Origin of the sequence: Actinoplanes sp. NPDC049265, from assembly GCF_043197135.1 — a bacterium.
Lineage (GTDB): Bacteria > Actinomycetota > Actinomycetes > Mycobacteriales > Micromonosporaceae > Actinoplanes.
The window spans coordinates 17,550-37,442 of record NZ_JBICSP010000039.1 but is presented as its reverse complement, the minus strand read 5'-3'; the positions used below and the strand labels follow the sequence as shown (position 1 = coordinate 37,442).

The window sequence follows — 19,893 nt, the reverse complement described above, 5'->3', positions numbered from 1 at the left end:
GGTCGATTGCTTGTCTTACCGGGAGCCTCACCCCGCCCAGCTATCGACTCCCTCGCCCTGCCCCCACCTGAACGAACCCAGATGAAAAGTGCTCAGTGAGGTTGCCTTCGGTCCATGCTGCAGTTCGCACAGCCCTCGTGCTCCGAACTTTCCCTCCAAAAGTGCCGGGCTAAATCGACACTCAACTTGTTGCCCGTGGGGCCGAGTGATAGCCGTATTCGGCGAGCCGGTCACGGGCAATCTGGAGCTCTTCCTCGGTGAACAACGCCGACCATGGCTCTTGCAGGACAAATGCCTCGACGGTGAGATCCAGACGGCCCTTCTCCCAGAGAGTGGTGAACCCACTGGAGACCGACGACGCGTGCAGGAGTTGACGGGCTGCGCCGAGGCCACCAGAAGTGGAGATCATCCGAATGTAGATGGTGGCGTTGTAGTTGATCTCGCGCTTCATGGCGCGGTACCCGTTGACGAGCGCCTGGTGGAACTGTTTTTCGAGTACTTCGCTGTCAGCCGGACTCGTGCTGCTTTGTGCTTTCGATCGGAGCATGTCCTGCTCCGGAGGCGTCCCCGCAGGCCGTACGGGCGATAGCGTTGGACTGTCGGCCACGTTCGGTCCAAGTGCGATGTGGTCGGCAAGGCCCGTACCGAGGTGTTGCGGCCGGGGCATGCTGCGCGCGTGCAGGCCGCGGACGAGTGCGGTGTAAATGTCACGCATCGAGAGCAAGTCGCCGGCACCGGGGATTCCGTCGCGAAGTACCCGCAGCAGCTCTCCGGTGAACGCCGTGAACCGGTCACCGGGTGGCGCGATCGAGGTCGAATTTGCCGGCGCTGAAGTGACCGTGTAGGTGCCGCTGATGTCAATGGCTGCGGTCAACGCCGAAGAGACCGATGTCATCGCGGTTGCGGCGTGGCCGGAGAAGCAGCAGTCGAGTATCAAAATTCGGTTCTTCGCGGGGCTTTCGGCAAGGGCCATGCGTAGCCACTCGATCGGCACAGCGGTGTAGGTGACGCGGTCCGGGTCGGTGTTGGCGACTGCGAGATGCAGTGCTCCGCGTGGGGTGAGCAGCCCGTGCCCGGCGTAGTAGACGATCGCGGTGTCACTAGCCGCGTTCACGGTCTCGTCGAGCGCGGCGCCAACCTCGTCCAGGCTACGGGGGTTGATGAGCTGCCGGCAGCGGGCGGGATCGATCACCCTGGCGGTAGGAGCAGTGAGCGTCTCGGCCAGGCCGGAGATGTTGTTGGCCACAGACGGCAGGTCGAGGATCGCGTCGCTGGCGAAATTGGCGGCTCCGACGAGCAGCGCATTGGACTTGTGCGGGTCCGGCAGACGGGTTGCCATCACAGTCCGCCGGTAGCTGCAACCGCCTCTTGCAGCAGTTCAGCGGCGGCGGCAGCGTTGGCTGTGTCGATCTCGACGCGGCAGGTCCGGTCGCCGTTCGTGATCTCAACGTTGACCTTGGTGCGCCGTGCCCCGATCCAGGCGCTCAGCGTGCCGCCGAGCGTCGCCACCGCACCACCGCTGCCGAGCGCCACCGTGAGGACTTCCGTGACGCTGCCCATGTCGCCGGGTTTCAGGTCGGCCTTCACGGTCCTGACCCTGCCACGAAACTCGTCATCGCGTTGCAGCCAGGAATAGAGCGAGCCCAGCTCGTTCGTCGTTTTGTCACCGAGCGCGATCTCCGCATGCACGCGGCGATAATCCTCGCTCGCGCAAAGGAGCGCCAGACGTCGGTGATGTCGGCTTGGCGACTGACCAGACGAGGTGATGATCGCGTAGCTGACGGGCTTGGCGTGAAGTCCTGCGACGAGGGGTTCTCCGCGACAGTGACCAGAAGTAATGTTTACGCCCACGGAGCGCTTCCGGTGCGGACCTGGGACAGGGTGCATGAGTTACGCCAAATACAACCATCAAGGATATTTCGGCGAGAGTTTCGTCCGAGTACTGGCCAGCGCTGCCGGCCTGATCGCTGGTCAGCAAGACCTCGACCACACAGGCGTGGACTTCTCCATCGACTTCCCCGGGATTCGTGGCACGGTCCGGTTCCCCAAGATCGAGGCACAGGTCAAGTCGTGGTCGAGCCCTAAGGGAACCGATCTGCACTGGCAGTACCCGATGAAGGTGGACCACTACAACAACATCGCCGGCGAGGGGTTCGCCGTGTCTCGCTACCTCTTTCTGATCATCGTGCCGCCGGACGTTAGCCAGTACGCCGAGGTGGACGAGAATTCCATGCGCCTCAGCCACGGCGGCTACTGGGCTTCCTTACGGGGTTCGCCGGTGCTCGACCGGACGGAGCAGCGCTACGTCACGGTCTCCGTACCCAAGCGCAACCTCCTGACCGTCAACGGCCTTCGGTCGCTGCTCGACCCCGTCCCCGCGCAACGAATGTCCGCGTCGTGATGCCGCCCGCCCTGGTCAGTGATGAAGAACTGCGCGCCGCGTCGGCCCTGACGCCGGAAACACTGAGTCAGTATCTGTTGTCCAACGGTTGGTCCCCACAAGAGCGTCTCGAACGGGCCACCCTGTGGTCACGACGGGAGGACGACGGCGAGTTCCAGGTGCTGGTCCCCGGCGATCGGGACCTGCGCGACTACCCGAGCCGCATCTCCGATTTCCTCGCCACCGTCGCGGCCGTGGAAGAGCGCCCGATCCGGCTGCTCTTGGACGACTTGGCGGACACCGGCGCGGACACACTATCCTTCCGGCTCCTGCCCGACGGACCTTCCGGGACGATTCCCCTGTTCAACGCTGTCGATGCGTTAGCGGGGGTCCGGGAGTTGGTCGTCGCGTCCACGTACGCACTGATGAACGAGCGGCCAATGTTGATGCAGGGACGTCGGCCGGAGAGCGCGTTCGACTTCGCTCGTACGGTGCGATTGGGAAGCCCGCGCGCCGGAAGCTGGGCGATAGCTGCTCAGCTCGCCGTTCCGCGCGTCGCCGTGAACGCCGAGTTGCCTTTCGCCCGCCGGGTGTCCTTACAGATGCACCGTGCGGTACGGGCGTGTTTCGCGGCCTCTGGCGAGGCGCAACGCGACTTCGATATCGGGCTGTTTCTGCGCCGCACGAGTGAGGGGGTTTCGGCGAACGTCTGCGATGCGCTGGCCAAGCTCGGCCGGGACGGAGTTCCTTACGACGTCCGGTTCAACTGGGCTGGTCAGCTCCCGTCTTCCGTGCCGGCCAGGTCGTTTCGCTTCAACACGCGCCGGATCGAGATCCTGCACACCGCAGCAGAGCAGCTCAGGGTGGCGGTTCCGGACGGGGAGGTCACGATCGAAGGTCAGGTCAGCCGACTGCGGCGAGACGCCGGTGAGGGCGGCCAGGCGACCGTGCGCGGGCCGATCTCCACCGTGTACGGCTCCTCGGAGCGGTCCGTCCGGGTGTTGCTTCCGGATGCCCTCTATCAACGGCTCGTCGATGCACACGGTCACCGGCAACACGTACGGGTCACCGGCACGGCTGTGCGCGGACGGATCGAGCGCGTTTCCCGCGTTGAAGTCGTGGCCGATAGAACCGAGAATTGACCGCTTGACCTGCGGTGTTTCCGCCTTTCGTAGTGTTCGGCAAACCATTCATGTGTAGCAAGGGCTGGAAGGACGGTCTATACCGGGCGTAGATCCACATAGGATCAAGTCACGAAATTTCGATGGGGAGGCGGGACGACGACGTGCATAATGTCGCTGCCGAAGCACCACTCGAATTGGCACCGGGGTCGGTTGTGATCATCCGGGACGAGGAATGGCTGGTGCAGACCGCAGAGGAGACTGCGGACGGACTCCTCGTACACGTCCGTGGCCTCGGTGAACTCGTGCGTGATGTCACCGCCAGCTTCTACGCCTCTCTCGACCGCATCGCACCGCTCGACCCGGCCGCCGCGAGCGTCGTGGCGGACGACAGCCCGCGGTACCGCAAGGCGCGGCTCTGGCTGGAGTCCACCTACCGCAAGACCGCAATTCCGCTGGCCGAGCGTTCGCTAACTGTCGCCACGCAGGCCCTTGCCACACCCTTGAGCTATCAACAGGCTGCCGTGCGCAAGGCTCTCGACCCGGACAATCTTCGCCCGCGGATCCTGCTGGCCGACGCGGTCGGGCTGGGCAAAACCCTGGAGATCGGCATGATCCTCTCGGAGCTGGTGCGTCGGGGCCGTGGCGAACGGATCCTCATCGTGACGCCCCGCCATGTGCTCGAACAGATGCAGCAGGAATTGTGGTCACGATTCGCGCTGCCGTTCGTCCGGCTCGACTCCGCCGGCATCCAGCGAGTCCGGCAGAAGCTTCCCGCGAACCGCAACCCGTTTACCTATTTTCGGCGGGCGATCATCTCGATCGACACCCTGAAGTCGGAGCGGTACGCGGCCAGTCTGAAGAAGCAGCGCTGGGACGCGGTGGTCATCGACGAATCGCACAACCTCGCGAACGCGTCCACCCAAAACAACCGGCTGGCCCGTACCCTGTCGCGCAATGCGGAAACGCTGATCTTGGCTTCGGCTACCCCGCACAACGGGCGCAAGGAGTCCTTCGCCGAGCTGGCTCGGCTGCTCGATCCGTCCGCGATCCCGCCCGACGGCGACCTGGTGGCCGCGGAGATCGAACGTCTGGTGATCCGCCGCCACCGGCACAGCGATGAGGTGGCCAGGGTCGTCGGCGCGGACTGGGCGGAGCGGCAGGAGCCGGAGAACGTACTGGTGCCCGCGAGTCCGGCGGAGAACGCGGTCGCCCGCGAACTCGAGGACGTCTGGCTTTGGCCGCCCGACCAGCGCACTCCCTACTCGGGACAGAACGCTTCGCTCTTCCCGTGGACGCTCGCCAAGGCATTCCTGTCGTCACCGGCCGCGCTAGCCGAGACCGTTCGGCAGCGTCTGGGGCGGCTTCGGCAGGACGCCGCCGGCACGGTCGAACGGGCGGCCCTGCAGCGGCTGGCCGCCCTCAACGCGACGGCGCTGACGGCGGGCTCGGCTAAGTACACCCGGCTGGTCCAGCGGCTTCGGGAGATCGGCGTCGGATCCGGTTCGCCGGTGCGGGCGGTGATCTTCGCCGAACGGGTCGCCACCCTGACGTGGTTGCACGAACACCTGCCGGCCGATCTCGGTTTACCCACCGAGGCCGTCGCGATCATGCACGGGGGACTGCCCGACGACGAGCAGCAGCGTGTGGTGGAAGCCTTCAAGCAGAAGCACGCCCCGGTCCGGGTCCTGGTCACCGGGGATGTCGCCTCCGAGGGTGTCAACCTGCACGCCCAGTGCCACGAACTGATCCACTACGACATCCCGTGGAGCCTGATCCGGATCGAGCAGCGCAACGGTCGCATCGACCGGTACGGACAGCGGGATCGGCCCCGGATCACAGCCCTACTGCTGGAGCCGGACAGCGAACGCTTCGGCGGCGATATCCGCATCCTGGCGAAGCTGGTCGACAAGGAGAATGAGGCACACCGCGCGCTCGGCGACGCTGCATCGCTGATGGGCCAGTACGATGTCAAGGGCGAGGAAGATGCCATCCGCGCGGTCCTGGCCGGGCAACGTGCCCTGGACGAGGTGGTGCGGACGCCGGACGAGGTGCTGGCCGGCGATGACCTGTCGGCGATTTTCTTCGGCATCGTCGACGCCGACGACTCCGACGAGGAGCCACTGGCCGAGACGGCTGTGAACGCCGGGTCAGGGCTCTACCCGGACGAGGTCTCGTACCTGGAAGAGGCGCTACATGCCGCCTTCGTTGACCCGACCGGGCCGGCGCACAACAACGGTGTCGCCTGGCGGCGCGATCCCGCTTTCGGCACCGCCGAACTGATCCCGCCACCCGACCTGGTGCAACGACTCGACGTGCTCCCGCAGAGTTATCTCGCCGACCGGCGGGTCACCGACAAGCTCGTTTTGGCCACCACCCAGGCCCGGGGCAAGGACCGGCTGGAACAGGCGCTGCGCGACGACATCGGCTCCAGTTGGCCGGACGCGCACTATCTGAGCCCATTGCACCCGGTGTTGGACTGGGCTTCGGACCGAGCCCTGGCCGGGCTGGGCCGCAACCAGGTGTTCGCGGTCCGCGGCGACGTCGGCGAACCGACCGTGCTGCTGCTCGGCACGCTCACCAACCGGCGTGGCCAGGTTGTCTCGGCGGCCTGGCTGACCGTCGAATTCCCGCTCCCCGACGATGAGTTGTTCGCCCTGGTGAATCCACATCCGTCGGCTGCCACGGCGCTGGCCGCGCTGGGCTTCGACACCCCGCGGACCAACCCCGGTCCGGTGCCCGACGCCGAGGCATTGGGTCGATTCATCCCCCTGGCCGTGCACCACGCCCGTGAGCAGATGCGCGACCTGTTCGCGGTGGCCGAGAAGGACGTCGCACACCGGGTCGAGCAGTGGTCACACCGGCTCGCCCAATGGCAGGACGACGCCGACGCCCTCGTCCAACGCCGTGATCTCAAACAGCGCCGGGTCAGCATCGCCCAGGAACAACGGCTGGTCACCGAAATGAACCCGGATCGGCAGCTCGTACGCCCGCTGCTGGTGGTCGTACCTCTCGCCGAGGTGCAGCGATGAGCATGTCCGATGCGATCCTGGTCGGCGAGGGCTGGATCTCCGAGCACTACTTCACCACCGACGCGACGAAGGACTCGTTCCGCGCACGGGTGCTGGAACGCCGCAAGACGTGGGACGCCGAAGCCGACGAGCGCCGGCCCACCCCGCGCAGCCGGTTCACCGAAGCCCGGCAGGAAATCGAAGCCGACCTGGCCAAGCTCGGCGAGTTGACCGATGTGGAGGCCGATCTCGGCGCCACCGACCCGCAGACCGTCGCCGACGCGGTCGGATCGATCCATCAACGGCTCATCGGCATCCTGGAGCTACGTGAGCATGGCCTCGTCGTCAACGCGGACGGGCCGATCCTGCGAGTCTCGGCTCCCGGCATCACCGACCGGGCGCCACTGGCCGTCGTACTGGCCCAGCCGGTCGCCACGGTCGAGGACATCCTTGCCAAGGACGGCCGGACGCTGGCCGTGCCGGTGCGCCTGGACGACGACGGTGACGAATTGATCTCGGCCGCCAAGCTCACCTCGGCCCTGTTCGGCGAGGATGGCGCCCCCGAACTGATCCTGATTTTGGCCGGCCGGTGGGCGGTCCTGACCGAGCGGGAACGCTGGGCCGAAGGCCGCTACCTCGCGGTCGACATGCAATTGATCTGCGAACGCAATGACACTCGGCGCGGCGGCGAGATCGACCGAGCACTCACCTGCCTGTCCGCCGCGTCGATCGCCCCGGACGCGGATGGCAACCTGTGGTGGAGCGGTGTCCTCGACGAGTCGATCAAACACACCGTGGGCGTCTCCCAGGACCTCCGCGAGGGCGTACGTCTGTCCATCGAGATCATTGCCAACGAGGTCGTCGCCCGCCGCCGCGCGCAGGGCCTCGCCCCGCTACCCGCCCCGGAAGCCCAGCCGCTGGCCAAGCAGGCGTTGCGCTTCCTCTACCGGATCCTCTTCCTGCTCTACGCGGAGGCTTCACCCGAGTTGGGCGTGCTGCCGGTCGGGGCCCCCGAATACGACCGGGGTTACAGCCTCGACCGGCTCCGCGAGCTCGTCCAGGTCCAGTTGGCCACCCCGCGAGCCCGCGCCGGAACCCACCTCTACGAGTCGTTGGGTGTGCTGTTCCGGCTGGTCGACCGGGGACACCGGACCGCCGAACCGAACAGCGACGACGCACTGTCTGCGCCGGGGCTCACCTTCAACCCGCTGCGCGCCGACCTGTTCCGGCCCAGCGCCACCGCGAACATCGACGCGGTCGGTCTCGGTAACGCGGCTCTTCAGGAGGTGCTCACCCACCTGCTGCTCAGCAAGGAACGGCGCGGTAAGGACAGAGGCTTCATCTCGTACGCGGAACTGGGTATCAACCAGCTCGGTGCGGTCTACGAGGGGCTGATGTCGTACACCGGCTTCTTCGCCGACACCGACCTGTACGAGGTGGCCAAGGGCGGCGACGGCAGCAGGGGTTCCTGGGTGGTGCCTGCGGACCGAGCCGACGGCATCGAGCCCGCCGACTTCGTCAAGCAGATCGACAAGGTGACCGGCGAGCCGCGGCCGGTGCTGCATCCGCGAGGCTCGTTCGTGTTCCGGTTGGCCGGCCGGGAACGGCAGCAGTCGGCGTCCTACTACACCCCCGAGGTGCTGACGAAGTTCACCGTCGGGCAGGCACTGGAGGAACTGCTCGACCAGAACGGCGTACGCACCCCGGCCGCCGACATCCTCGGCATGACGATCTGCGAGCTGGCGCTCGGCTCGGGCGCGTTCGCCATCGAGGCGGTGCGCCAGCTCGCCGAGCAATACCTCAAGCGCCGCAAGGAGGAACTCGCCGACGAGGGCAAAACCATCGACCCGGACGACTACCCGGCGCGCCTGCAGGAGGTGAAGGCCTACCTCGCCCTGCACAACGTCTACGGCGTCGACCTGAACGGCACCGCAGTGGAACTCGCCGAGATCACCCTATGGCTGGACACGATGGTGAAGGGACTGGCGGCACCGTGGTTCGGCCTTCACCTGCGCCGCGGGAACTCGCTGATCGGGGCGCGCCGGGCGGTCTACCAGCGCAGCCAGGTCACCGACAAGTCCTGGCTCGGCGCGGTACCGGATGAGGTTCCGTTGACCTCCCTGGTCGAGGACATCGACGCCGAACGGGTTGGCACCGACGGCATCCACCACTTCCTGCTGCCTGCCGACGGTTGGGGATCGGCCGCCGACGCCAAGGACGCCGCCGCCCTCGCGCCGGACGCGGCGAAGCGACTCAAGACCTGGCGGGGCAGCACCAAAACCAAACCCACCAAGCAAACCGTTGACGCGTACGCAGAACTGGCGCACCGGGTCGAGTCGCTGTGGCAGATCGCCTACCGCCGCCTCGACATCGCCGAGAAGCAGATCCGCCGGCACATCCCGGTGTGGGAGGCCGGGGATTTGCCGGTCGGCGGGGCTGTGCAGCGCGAGGAGATCGAGGCAGCGCTCGCCGACGAGGAGGGCGCCTACCGAAGGCTGCGCCGGGTGATGGACGCGTGGACCGCGCTGTGGTTCTGGCCGCTCACCGACGAGTCCACCTCCGTGGACGGCACGGTGATCGCCCCGCCGACGGTCGCGCAGTGGATCGCCGGGCTGCAGGCGCTGCTGGGCCGTAACCCGGAACTGCGCAAACGCAAGGCCGCCGGTCCAACCCTGAAGGCCGGGATGAGCTGGGCCGAACTCAACGAAGCCGAACAGGTGGAGATCGGCTTCGCCGGGGCCCGACCGATCGAGACGGTGCTGCGCGAGCATCCGTGGCTGGTGGTGTGCGAACGCATCGCCCAGCGCCAGGGCTTCTTCCACTGGCAGTTGGACTTCGCCACGGTGTTCGCCCGCGGCGGCTTTGACCTCCAAGTCGGCAACCCGCCCTGGGTGCGGCCTCGCTCGGACGTGGATGCGCTGCTGGCCGAAGGTGATCCGTGGTGGCAGTTGGCGCTGAAACCAACTCAGCTGCAGGTCGCCACCAAGCGGGCCGCGACCCTGGCGCTGCCGGGCATGACCGAGTTGGTCGTCGACGGCACGGTAGAGGTCTTATCAATCGCGGCATTCGTCGGTTCGGCTGCGCAGTATCCTCACCTGCAAGGGCTCCAGCCGGATCTGTACCGCTGCTTCATGGAGGTGATGTGGCGGCACGGATCGATCCGCGGAACCATCGGCATGATCCATCTCAACTCGCACTTCACTGACGAGAAGGCGGGTGTACTGCGCTCTGAGCTTTACCTTAGATTGCGCCGCCATTGGCACTTCGTTAACGAGTTGATGTTGTTCGAGATTGCGCATCTCAACCACTACGGCATTACGGTGCACGGATCTCGGCTGGCTGCGCCAGCTTTCACGCAAGCGTGCTGGCTGTACCACCCCGATACCGCAACGAGATCCCTCGTTCACGACGGGTCTGGACCCGAACCCGGCCTTAAAGATGATGAAGGACGGTGGGACGTACGTCCCCATAGCTCGCGGATTACGTGGGTCACGGAGGAGACGTTGCGCGCCTGGCACGCCACGATGGAGACGGAAGAGGTACCGATTCGGCACACACGGATGGCCTATGCAGTCAATCGATCAAGTGCGGCTGTACTCGAAAAGCTGTCGCATGCAAGCCGAATTGGCCACCAGAAGTTGAATTTTTCTGCTGGCTGGCACGAGAAAAACGATCGAACGAAGGGCTACTTCGAGTCGGAGTGGGCGGTGCCGCTATCCTGGGATGATGTAATTCTACAAGGTCCACACTTGTTTGTTTCGACACCGCTTTACAAGCTGCCTAATAGATCTATTCGCAACAAGCAGGACTGGTCGGCCACAGACTTTGAAGCGTTGGCAACCGACGCCGTCCCCGCCACAGCCTACCAGCGCCGAGGTGACGACTACGACTACGACTGCGCCTACGCCGACTGGGGCAGCGAGGAGCGCCCAGACCCCGCTCGCGATCACTACCGAATTGCGTGGCGCCGGATGGCCGCCAACCATGGAGAACGCACGTTAATCCCTGCGATCATTCCGCCGGGAGCGGCTCATGTGCATCCGGTATACAGTTTGGCCGTATCCGGCGATGATGTCACAAGACTCATCCTGATCTGCGGGTTCGTCTCTTCGATCATTTCTGACTTCTCGGTCCGCAGTGCGCCGAAGTCGGAGATTCTATTTAGCGCCATTGAACGTTTGCCTATGGCCTTCAGTCATGATTTGAGTAGCCTAGTAGTCATTCGAGCATTGCGCCTCAATTGCGTGACGGACGCCTATTCCGATCTATGGAATAGGGTGTTTTTGCCATCGTTCCGAGAAGACACGTGGGCGGGCGGACTCGAACACCGGCGGCGACAGCCCTTGGGTCTAATTGAGCAGGAATGGATGCCGAATGCCCCGCTCCGGATCGCGGCTGATCGCCGGCAGGCACTCGTGGAGATTGATGCTTTAGTGGCGCTAATGCTCGGGTTGACGGCCGACGAGTGGTGTTCCATCTACCGGACCCAGTTTGCGGTTCTGCGTAGTTACGATCGAAACGTATATTACTATGATGCCAACGGTCGGCTTGTACCCAACTCGGTGCTCATCGTGTGGCGCAAGAAGGGCGAGCGGATCACCGCTGAGGAGCGCACCGCCACTAACCAGGCCGGCAACACCTATATCTACGAGTTGCCGTTCGTCACCCTGGACCGGGAGGCGGACATGCGGCAGGCCTATGCGGTCTTCGAGCGGCGCCTTCGGGATCGTCAGTGACCGAGTTACTCCCCACCGTCCAGGCGGCAAACGTCCGGGCCAGTCTCGTCGACTACCTGACGACGACGTTCGCGCTGACCGAGACGGACCCGCGCGACGGCCTCGACACGTTCCTGTCCGACCCGGTCACCGGCATGTTCAAGGGTCCGTACGTACGTCTGCGGTTGCCATTCCGCCCCGCCGAGCCGGGCTGGCGGCAGCACCTTGACTGGTACGCCGGACCGCCCCCGTACGGTCATCAGGCCGCCGCCTTCGCGCGGCTGACCTCCCTGGGTGGGCGGCGTCCGCAGCCGACGCTGGTCACGACCGGCACCGGCTCGGGTAAGACTGAGGCGTTCCTGTACCCGATCCTCGACCACGTGCGCCGGGCCCGGCTGGAGGGTGTCACCGGGATCAAGGCGCTGATCCTGTACCCGATGAACGCCCTCGCCAACGACCAGGCGGCCCGCCTCACCGGGCTGCTCACCGGCCACCCGGAGCTGGCGTCGATCACGGCGGCGCTCTACACCGGGCAGAAGGACCAGCCGCGGACCACGGTCACGGCGGACGGGTTGATCACCGATCGTGGAGTCATTCGGGACACCGCTCCGGACATTCTGCTCACCAACTACAAGATGCTCGACCAGTTACTGCTGCGTCACGATGATCAGAGCCTGTGGCGGCAGTCCGCGACCAGCCTGCGGTATCTGGTGCTCGACGAGTTCCACACCTACGACGGCGCGCAGGGCACCGACGTGGCGATGCTGCTACGCCGCCTCGGCCTGGCGCTGAAGAGCCACTGGCGGGACGGCGACCCGGCGGTCACGGACGAGGCCCGGGTCCGGCCCCTCGGCTTGATCACGCCGGTGGCGACGTCGGCGACCCTCGGCGACAAGGGTGATCCGGGGTCGATGCTGGGTTTCGCCGAGACGGTGTTCGGTGAGCGGTTCCCAGCCGATGCCGTGGTGACCGAGTCGCGGCAGGACCTCGCCGAGTGGGTGGGTGACGCGGAGACCGTGGTCGCCGACGCCGGGTTTGCCATCGCGGACGAGTTCCGGGCGAGCGAGGTCCGTGCTGCTGTTGACGACCTCGGCACTGACCCGGACGGCGCGGTTCTCGCCCGTACGGTGCTGGGTCTGCTGTGGGCCGGTGACCGGGACCGGCTCGCCGAAGCCGGACCGGACCTGCTGCTCGCCCTGGCGAAGGCGCACCCGTTGGTGCAGGAGCTGGCCTTCGAGACCACCGACGCGATCAGCGTCGATGACCTGGTCCGGCGGATCGCCGGCCAGGCCGAGCGGCGCACTTCCAGTCTCGCGGCCGGCGGCTTCGACGACGACTGGGCGCGGGCGATCACCGCCGTAGTGGCGGCTCTCGGGCACATCCGGGCGGTTGCCGGGCGCGACGCGCTCGCGGTCGATGTGCACCTGTGGGTGCGGGAACTCACCCGCATCGACCGGGCCGCCGACACCGCCGCACGGTTCCGCTGGGGCGACGACGGGCCGCCGGTAGCCGGCGGCGACACCGAGGACGTCCGGCCGTCGTTTCCGGCCGTCTACTGCCGGTTCTGTGGCCGATCCGGCTGGGGGGTGGCGCTCGCCCCGGTCGGCACCGGTCTCGCCGTTGACGACGAGACGATCCGGCGCAACCATGCCAACCAGGAGGGACGCTTCCGGGCCCTGCTGTACGCGCCGGCCGAGGCCGACGCGGCGTACGGTGGGACCGCTTTTCCGGAGGGGCTGGCGTGGTTCTCGGTGCGTGGCCGGGAGTTGCTCGCCGCGCCGCCCGGCGACGACGACGCCGACCTGCGCGACGGCTGGATCCTGCCGGTGCTGACCAGCGCCGGGCGCGACGCCGACGAGCAGGCGCGGCACGACACCTGCCCGTCGTGCGCCCAGCCGGACGGCATCCGCTTCCTCGGCAGCGCCATCGCCACGCTGCTGTCGGTGTCGCTGTCCACGCTGTTCGGCTCGGCGGCCCTTGATCTGCGGGAGAAGAAGGCGCTGGTCTTCACCGACTCGGTGCAGGACGCCGCGCATCGGGCCGGTTTCGTGGAGGCCCGTTCGCATACGCTGACCCTGCGCGCGGCGCTCAACGCGGCGATCGCCCCCGGCACGCTCACCCTGGACGCGCTGGTCGAGGACGTCATCCAGCGCACCGGCACGGACCATTTCCAGCGCTATCGGCTGCTCGGCCCCGACTGCGTCGACAGGGAGTCGTTCACCCCGTTCTGGACGTCGAAGACGCTGCGCGGTGTGCCGGCCCGGGTGATGTCCCGGGTTCGCAAGCGGCTCGCGCTCGACGTGGCCCTGGAGTTCGGGCTCAACTCGCGCACCGGCCGGACCCTCGAACTGACCGGCGCCGCCACGGTAGAGGTGGACGCCGGGCCGCCCGCCCGGATGGCTGCCGCCGCGCGAAGCGTGCTTACCGGATTCGCCGTGCAGAGCCCGCTCGACGCGGATCTCACCGAACCGACCGACGAGCAACTCGTGCAATGGGTGCGGGGCGTGCTGGACCGGATGCGGGCCCAGGGCGCGATCGATCACCCCTGGTTCACCAAGTTTCGCCAGGAGGACGGCAACCGCTGGTCCATCTGGGGTGGCCGACCCCGCAGCGACGGCATGCCCGCCTTCCCCAACACCCGGCCGGCCCCCAGCTATCCGCGTGTCGGCGGCTCGGCCAATTCGGTCCGCGACAGCGATCTGGACGCGGTCACCTCGGCACAATCCTGGTACGCGCGCTGGACCTCCCGAGCGCTGTCGGTGAGCCCCGCCGACGGCGGCCGGCTTACCCGGCTGCTGCTCGACAGGCTGGCCCGCGACGGTGTCCTGTCCACCGTCACCAGCCAGAGCGGCGCCACCGTTTACGCGATCCCACCCTCAGGTGTCCAGGTGGCCCCGACTCGGCCCGCCGACCTCGCCGCCAAGCGGCACCTACTTGCCTGTGACACCTGCCGGGCCGTGGTGCCGGGCAGCCGGACCACCGTCAACCAGCTCGACGGGGCGCCCTGCATGCTGGTGCGGTGCCACGGCCGCCTCTCCAGCGAGACCCTGGCCGACAACTTCTATCGCCGGCTATACGCCTCGCCGGACATGCGCCGGATCGTCGCTCGTGAACACACGAGTTTGCTCGACGACGCCACTCGGCTGAGCTACGAGGACGGCTTCAAGAAGTCGTCGACCGAGCCGCAAGCGCCGAACGTGCTGGTTGCCACCCCCACCCTGGAAATGGGTATCGACATCGGGGACCTGTCCACTGTCTTGCTTTCGTCGCTGCCCCGCACCGTCGCGTCCTATCTGCAGAGGGTCGGACGCGCAGGCCGGCTGACCGGCAACGCCCTCAACCTGGCCTACCTCACCGGACGCGGCGACCAGTTGCCCAAGCTCGGCGATCCGCTGTCGGTCATCAACGGCGAGGTCCGGCCGCCCGCCACCTACCTGAGCGCCGAGGAAATCCTGCGACGGCAGTTCACCGCCTGCCTGGTCGATGGGATGGCTCGCGACGAGCGGCACACCCACCCGGCCAGCGCGCAGAAGGCCATCGGAGCCAGCGACCCGGACTCGTTCCTCGGCGAGCTCATCGCCGTCGCCGAGACGGGTGGCCCCGTCGCGGTTCGCCGGTTCACCGACACCATAACTTCGTTGCCTGAGCCCACCGTTACCGCGCTCAGCGACTGGGTCCGGCCGTCCGCCGGTGCCGGCACCAGCCTGTTCGCCGGTTACGTGCACGCAGCCAGCCAACGTTGGCAGCAGACCGTCGAGACACTCAAGCAGCGCCAAGCCGATATCAACAAGGTGTTGCCCGAGCTGGAGGCCAAGTTTGCGTCGCCGGCTAAGACCGACGACGACAAGCGGGCCCTGCGGTCGGCCAAGACCACGCGCAAGCTGGTCAGCGGCCAGCTCGCGCACCTGCGCGGCGAGTACTGGATCAGCGTGCTGGAGGAGTACGGGCTGCTGCCCAACTACACGTTGCTCGACGACACCGTCACCCTCGCCGTGGGGATCAGCTGGACCAACCCGGACTCCGGCGAATTCGAGAGCGACAGCGCCCAGTTCCGGCGCGGCTCGGCGCAGGCCATCCGCGAGTTCGCACCCGGCGCGACGTTCTACGCCCGTGGCTGGGAGATCGCCGTGGACGCGATCGACCTCGGCATCGACGGCGAGTCGATCCGTCCCTGGGCGTTCTGCCCCGCCTGCGGATTCGCGGCTGACATCGCGGCCACCGGGCAGGAGCAGCCGATCGCCAAGTGCCCACGGTGCGGGAGCACCGGCATCGCCGACACCGGCCAGCGTCTCGACGTCGTCGAGTTGTCCCATGTCTCGGCCGAGGTACGCCGCGACGAAGTGAAAATCTCCGATCGGCGTGACCAGCGCGACCGCATCCCGTTTCAGCTCATCACGGCCGCCGACATCGATCCGGCCGGCATCGCGGCCAAGTGGTACGCCGACAACACCGGGCTGGGCTGCACCTATCTGCGCAGCATGGACCTGCGCTGGCTGAACGTGGGTGTCCCGGGTCACGGCACCTCGCGGATCATCTCGGCCGACGAACGCACCGGCACGCTGTTCCGGGTGTGCAGTGGGTGCGGCAAGCTCGACACCGACTCTGGGCGTAACCGCCCGCACGAACACCGCGCCTGGTGCCCGTACCGCAAGGCGGACACGGAGAACACCGTCGTGGTCGCTCTCTCCCGGACGCTACGCACCCAAGGTCTGCTGCTACACCTTCCGTACGCGGTCACCCTCGGCGACGATTTCGCCGTACCGAGCCTGGCCGCGGCCGTCCTGCTGGGTCTGCGCGAACAGATCGGCGGACACCCCGACCACCTCCGGGTCGAGCACGTCGTCGAGCCCACCCTCAGCGACGGCACTGACAACCATGACGCGCTCCTGCTGCACGACATTGTGCCCGGCGGAACCGGTTATCTGGCCGATCTATCCGACCCCGGCCGTCTACGTGACCTGCTCGCGGTCGCCTGGCAACGAGTACACGACTGCGAGTGCCGGCACGAGGAACGCCTCGCTTGCCATCGCTGCTTGCTGCCCTTCACCCCGCCCGCGATGCTTCGCCGCACGTCGCGGGCCTCGGCCGAGCGCCATCTCGCCCACCTGCTCGGCCTGAATGAGGAGGCCGAAACCGCGGACGGCCCGCCGTGGACGCTCGTCACCACCCCACCGCAGGACAGCCCCGAATCAAACCTCGAACAGCGCTTCCGCAAGCTGGTCACGACGCGGCTGGCCGCGATCGGGGCAGCGATGACGGAGGTGCCGAAACCGTGGGGCAACGCCCTGCGCTTCACCCTCCCCGGCGACCACCGCCAGTGGACCCTTACCCCGCAGGTCAACGTCGAGAATTCCCGCCCCGACTTCCTGCTGGAATCCAACGACACCTCGGTACCCGCGGTGGCCGTGTTCACCGACGGACATGCCTTCCACGCCGTCCCATCCCGCAACCGGCTCGCCGAGGATGCCGAGAAACGGCAGATTCTGCGCGATACCGGCCGCATCGTGCTGGCGGTGACCGCGGCCGACATCGCCGCCGCGGAGCAGCAAGCCCCGGCCACTCCGGCCTGGTTCGACGAGGCCACGGTGGCGAGGCTGATCAAGCAGGCGCCATTCCAGACCGCGCCCAGCGCGTACGAGCGGCTGCGCGGCGGCCCGATCAGCTGGTTGCTGGCCTGGGTGTCCGCCCCCCGGCCGGCGGAAATCGGGATCGTCGCGCGGGCCGTGCCGATGTTCCTGGTCGACGGCCAGTCCCGGCGCACCTGTGCTGACGGGATAAGCCTCGCTGCGGTAGGGCGAGCCGTATTGCTCGGCGAAGAACTGCCTCCCGGCACCCGGACCGTCCTGGCACGGAAGTTCGGCGCTGTCGCCGTCGTCGTCGAACCGACCAAGTCGGCTCTGCCGGCCGCAGTGGTGCTCGACGACCGAGACCAGGCCCTCGACGCTACGCACGCGGACGCGTGGCGCCTGTGGCTGCAACTGGCCAACGCCATGGCGTTACGTGACTGGCCCACCGTCATCACCACCGCCAGCCGCGTAGGAAGCCCGGTCACAGAGGTGACCGCCGCCCCGGCGCCTGCCGCTTCCAAGGGCCTCCCCGACGGCGTAGACGAGAGCTGGGCCTCCGCGTATGAGTCGGCCGCTCCGGGTGTGGAGCGTGACTTGATCCGCCTCCTCGCCGCCCATGGCGGCCTGAAAGCCCCGCTGATCGGCGTGGAAGGTCCGGACGGCATTCCGATGGACATCTGCTGGCCGGGCGTGCACGTTGCTGTCGATCTTTACGACATGCCCGAGCCTGACCGAGCAGACCTCCACTTCGCCGGCTGGCACGTGGTGAAGCCGGAACCGGACGCCATCATCGCCGCACTGACCGGTACCACCGACCTCGGAGAGCGCTGATGCCGACCATCATCATGACCAAGTGGCCCGTCAAAATCGACGGCTCGGTCAAGGCCAAGGCGATGACCTTCCTTCAGAAGCTCTCCGCCGACGACACCACCCCAGGCCTGCACCTTGAACCGATCGCCGGCGCGGCCGACCCGCGCGTACGCACAGGTCGCGTCGACCTGTTCTGGCGTGCCGTGATGTTCCGGCTCGACGGGGCGGGCGAGAGTCACTACGTCATCCACGGGGTCTGGCCGCACGACGACGCGATCGCCGTCGCCAGCCGGGTCCGCTTGAAGGTCAACCCGATCAACGGCCTTCCCCAGATCGAGCAGGTCCGACTCGAGCGGGCGGAACCGGCCGCCCATCCTGTTGATCCGCCCGTCGCCCCAGCCGGGCCGCTCCTGGCTCGGCTGGGGCGCACCCGTGAGGATCTTGTCGGCAGGCTCGGCGTTCCCGCCGACGTCGCCGACCTGGCGCTGGCCGCACCGGACGAGGACGCCATCCTCGATCTCGCTCAACGACATGAGGGCTGGCTCGGGATGCTCCTGGTCGACCTGGCCACCTCTGACTCGATCGACACCATCGCCGAACGGCTGCAACTCGCGGCGCCTGAAGAGACCGGCGACGAAGACGCCGACCTGTTGCGTTCGCTCAAGCAACCCGCCGCCCAGGCCCAGTTCGCGTTCATCGACGGCCAGGAAGAACTTCGTCGGGTCATCGAGAAAGGCGACTTCGGATCGTGGCGGGTGTTCCTGCATCCGGAGCAACGCCGCTACGCCGTGCGTCGGTACAAGGGCCCTTTCCGGCTATCCGGCGGGGCCGGCACCGGCAAGACCGTCGTGCTCATCCACCGAGCCCGCGTGCTGGCCCGCGAACAGCCTCACGCCCGGATCGTGCTGACGACGTTCACCACGAACCTGGCTGAGGCCCTCCGCGACGGCCTCGCCCAACTCGATCCTGCGATTCCGCAGACCACCACGCTCAACGAACCAGGCGTATACGTCAACGGCGTCGATGCTCTGGCTGCTGCTGTCATTCGCACGGCCGGCACGGCCATCACCGATGCCGTTCAAACCGTGCTGGGCGACGCTCGATCCAGCCCTACGGCACGCACCCCGAACGGGCGGTGGCGAGAAGTCATCGAGGCATCGTCGTCGGAACTGCCACCGGAGATCGCCAACGAGACTTTCCTGAGCGCCGAATACGCTCTTGTGGTCCTGCCCAGTCGGGTGAAGAACGAGGTGGAATATCGCCGCGTCCGGCGACCCAATCGCGGTGTCGCCCTGGACCGCGCCAAGCGCGACAGAGTGTGGGCACTGATCGCTGCGTACCGGGCTCAGTGCCGTATCGACGGCACCCTCGACTTCGTCGAGGCAGCTGCCGTCGCCGCCGCCCATCTCGCCGCCACCGGCGGACAAGCGGACCACGTGCTCGTCGACGAAGGACAGGACCTTTCGCCGACGCACTGGCGGATGCTGAGGGCCCTGGTCGCCGACGGCGAGGACGACCTGTTCATCGCCGAGGACTCCCACCAGCGCATCTACGGCAACCGTGTCGTCTTGGGCCGGTACGGCATCAAGATCGTCGGCCGCTCGCAGCGGCTCACCCTCAACTACCGCACCACCGCGCAGAACCTGCGCTATGCGATGGCGATGCTCGACGGCGGCGACTATGTGGACCTCGAAGATCAGGAAGAAGCCACCGGCTACCGTTCGGCTCGATCGGGGCCGGCCCCGAAGGTGGAGACCGTGGAGTCGCTCGCAGCCGAACTCGACTCGATTGCGGACCGGATCCGTTCCTGGCTTGACTGCGGAGCGACGCCCGAGACGATCGCTGTCCTCGTGCCCGACAAGTTCCAACGCGAGCGAGTTGTCAACGCGCTCAATGAGCGCGGCGTACCGGCGCGAGCAGTCGATCGTGACCGGCCAGCCGAAGGCCGGGTCCTCGTGATGACCATGTACCGGGCCAAGGGCATGGAGTTCGCCAAGGTAGTGCTCGCTGATGCTGGCTTCCGGTCGGCCGCTGAGCAGGCCCGCCTCGACGGCTTGGACGACGCCGAACGGCACGACGCCGAGCTCCGTGCTCGATCATTGATATATGTGGCCGCCACTCGTGCCCGCGATGAACTCGCCGTGCTCCAACGACGTTAGCCATGCCGACGTCATGGACCTTCCAAGTTCTCGGACGAGCCATTCGCCTCGATCATGATCTGGCTCCGCGCCAGGCGCGACGGTGATCGGCGGATGTGTTAAAGCTCCTACCTCAGAACAGGTGAACGAT

Annotated in this window: 8 protein-coding genes; 6 read left to right on the top strand and 2 right to left on the bottom strand. The window is 67.0% G+C overall.

Annotated features, from left to right (window positions below):
- Positions 1 to 181: 181 nt before the first annotated feature.
- Entirely contained in the window at positions 182 to 1,339 is a 1,158-nt protein-coding gene (locus ACGFIO_RS43345) for a caspase domain-containing protein (protein ID WP_392836901.1), read from the bottom strand.
- Positions 1,339 to 1,689 (bottom strand): hypothetical protein, encoded by a 351-nt coding sequence (locus tag ACGFIO_RS43340; protein ID WP_392836899.1) that lies wholly within the window; start codon positions 1,687 to 1,689, stop codon positions 1,339 to 1,341. Before ACGFIO_RS43340 ends, ACGFIO_RS43345 begins: the two co-directional genes overlap by 1 nt.
- 196 nt (positions 1,690 to 1,885) lie before the next feature.
- Here ACGFIO_RS43340 and ACGFIO_RS43335 point away from each other — a divergent pair, with 196 nt between their 5' ends.
- From ACGFIO_RS43335 to ACGFIO_RS43310, 6 genes are all read left to right on the top strand, one after another.
- Positions 1,886 to 2,401, top strand: a complete 516-nt coding sequence (locus ACGFIO_RS43335; protein WP_392836896.1) for a DUF4365 domain-containing protein — start codon at positions 1,886 to 1,888, stop codon at positions 2,399 to 2,401.
- Positions 2,401 to 3,522: a hypothetical protein gene (locus ACGFIO_RS43330; RefSeq protein WP_392836903.1), complete on the top strand. Its 1,122-nt coding sequence runs from the start codon at positions 2,401 to 2,403 to the stop codon at positions 3,520 to 3,522. The genes ACGFIO_RS43335 and ACGFIO_RS43330 overlap by 1 nt, the downstream gene beginning before the upstream one ends.
- 122 nt (positions 3,523 to 3,644) lie before the next feature.
- Positions 3,645 to 6,533: a helicase-related protein gene (locus tag ACGFIO_RS43325; protein ID WP_392836893.1), complete on the top strand. Its 2,889-nt coding sequence runs from the start codon at positions 3,645 to 3,647 to the stop codon at positions 6,531 to 6,533.
- On the top strand, positions 6,530 to 11,248 hold the full coding sequence (locus ACGFIO_RS43320; protein ID WP_392836891.1) for a class I SAM-dependent DNA methyltransferase: 4,719 nt from the start codon (positions 6,530 to 6,532) through the stop codon (positions 11,246 to 11,248). Before ACGFIO_RS43325 ends, ACGFIO_RS43320 begins: the two co-directional genes overlap by 4 nt.
- Positions 11,245 to 17,625 (top strand): DEAD/DEAH box helicase, encoded by a 6,381-nt coding sequence (locus ACGFIO_RS43315; protein ID WP_392836890.1) that lies wholly within the window; start codon positions 11,245 to 11,247, stop codon positions 17,623 to 17,625. The genes ACGFIO_RS43320 and ACGFIO_RS43315 overlap by 4 nt, the downstream gene beginning before the upstream one ends.
- On the top strand, positions 17,625 to 19,763 hold the full coding sequence (locus ACGFIO_RS43310) for a UvrD-helicase domain-containing protein (protein WP_392836888.1): 2,139 nt from the start codon (positions 17,625 to 17,627) through the stop codon (positions 19,761 to 19,763). The genes ACGFIO_RS43315 and ACGFIO_RS43310 overlap by 1 nt, the downstream gene beginning before the upstream one ends.
- Positions 19,764 to 19,893: the final 130 nt, after the last annotated feature.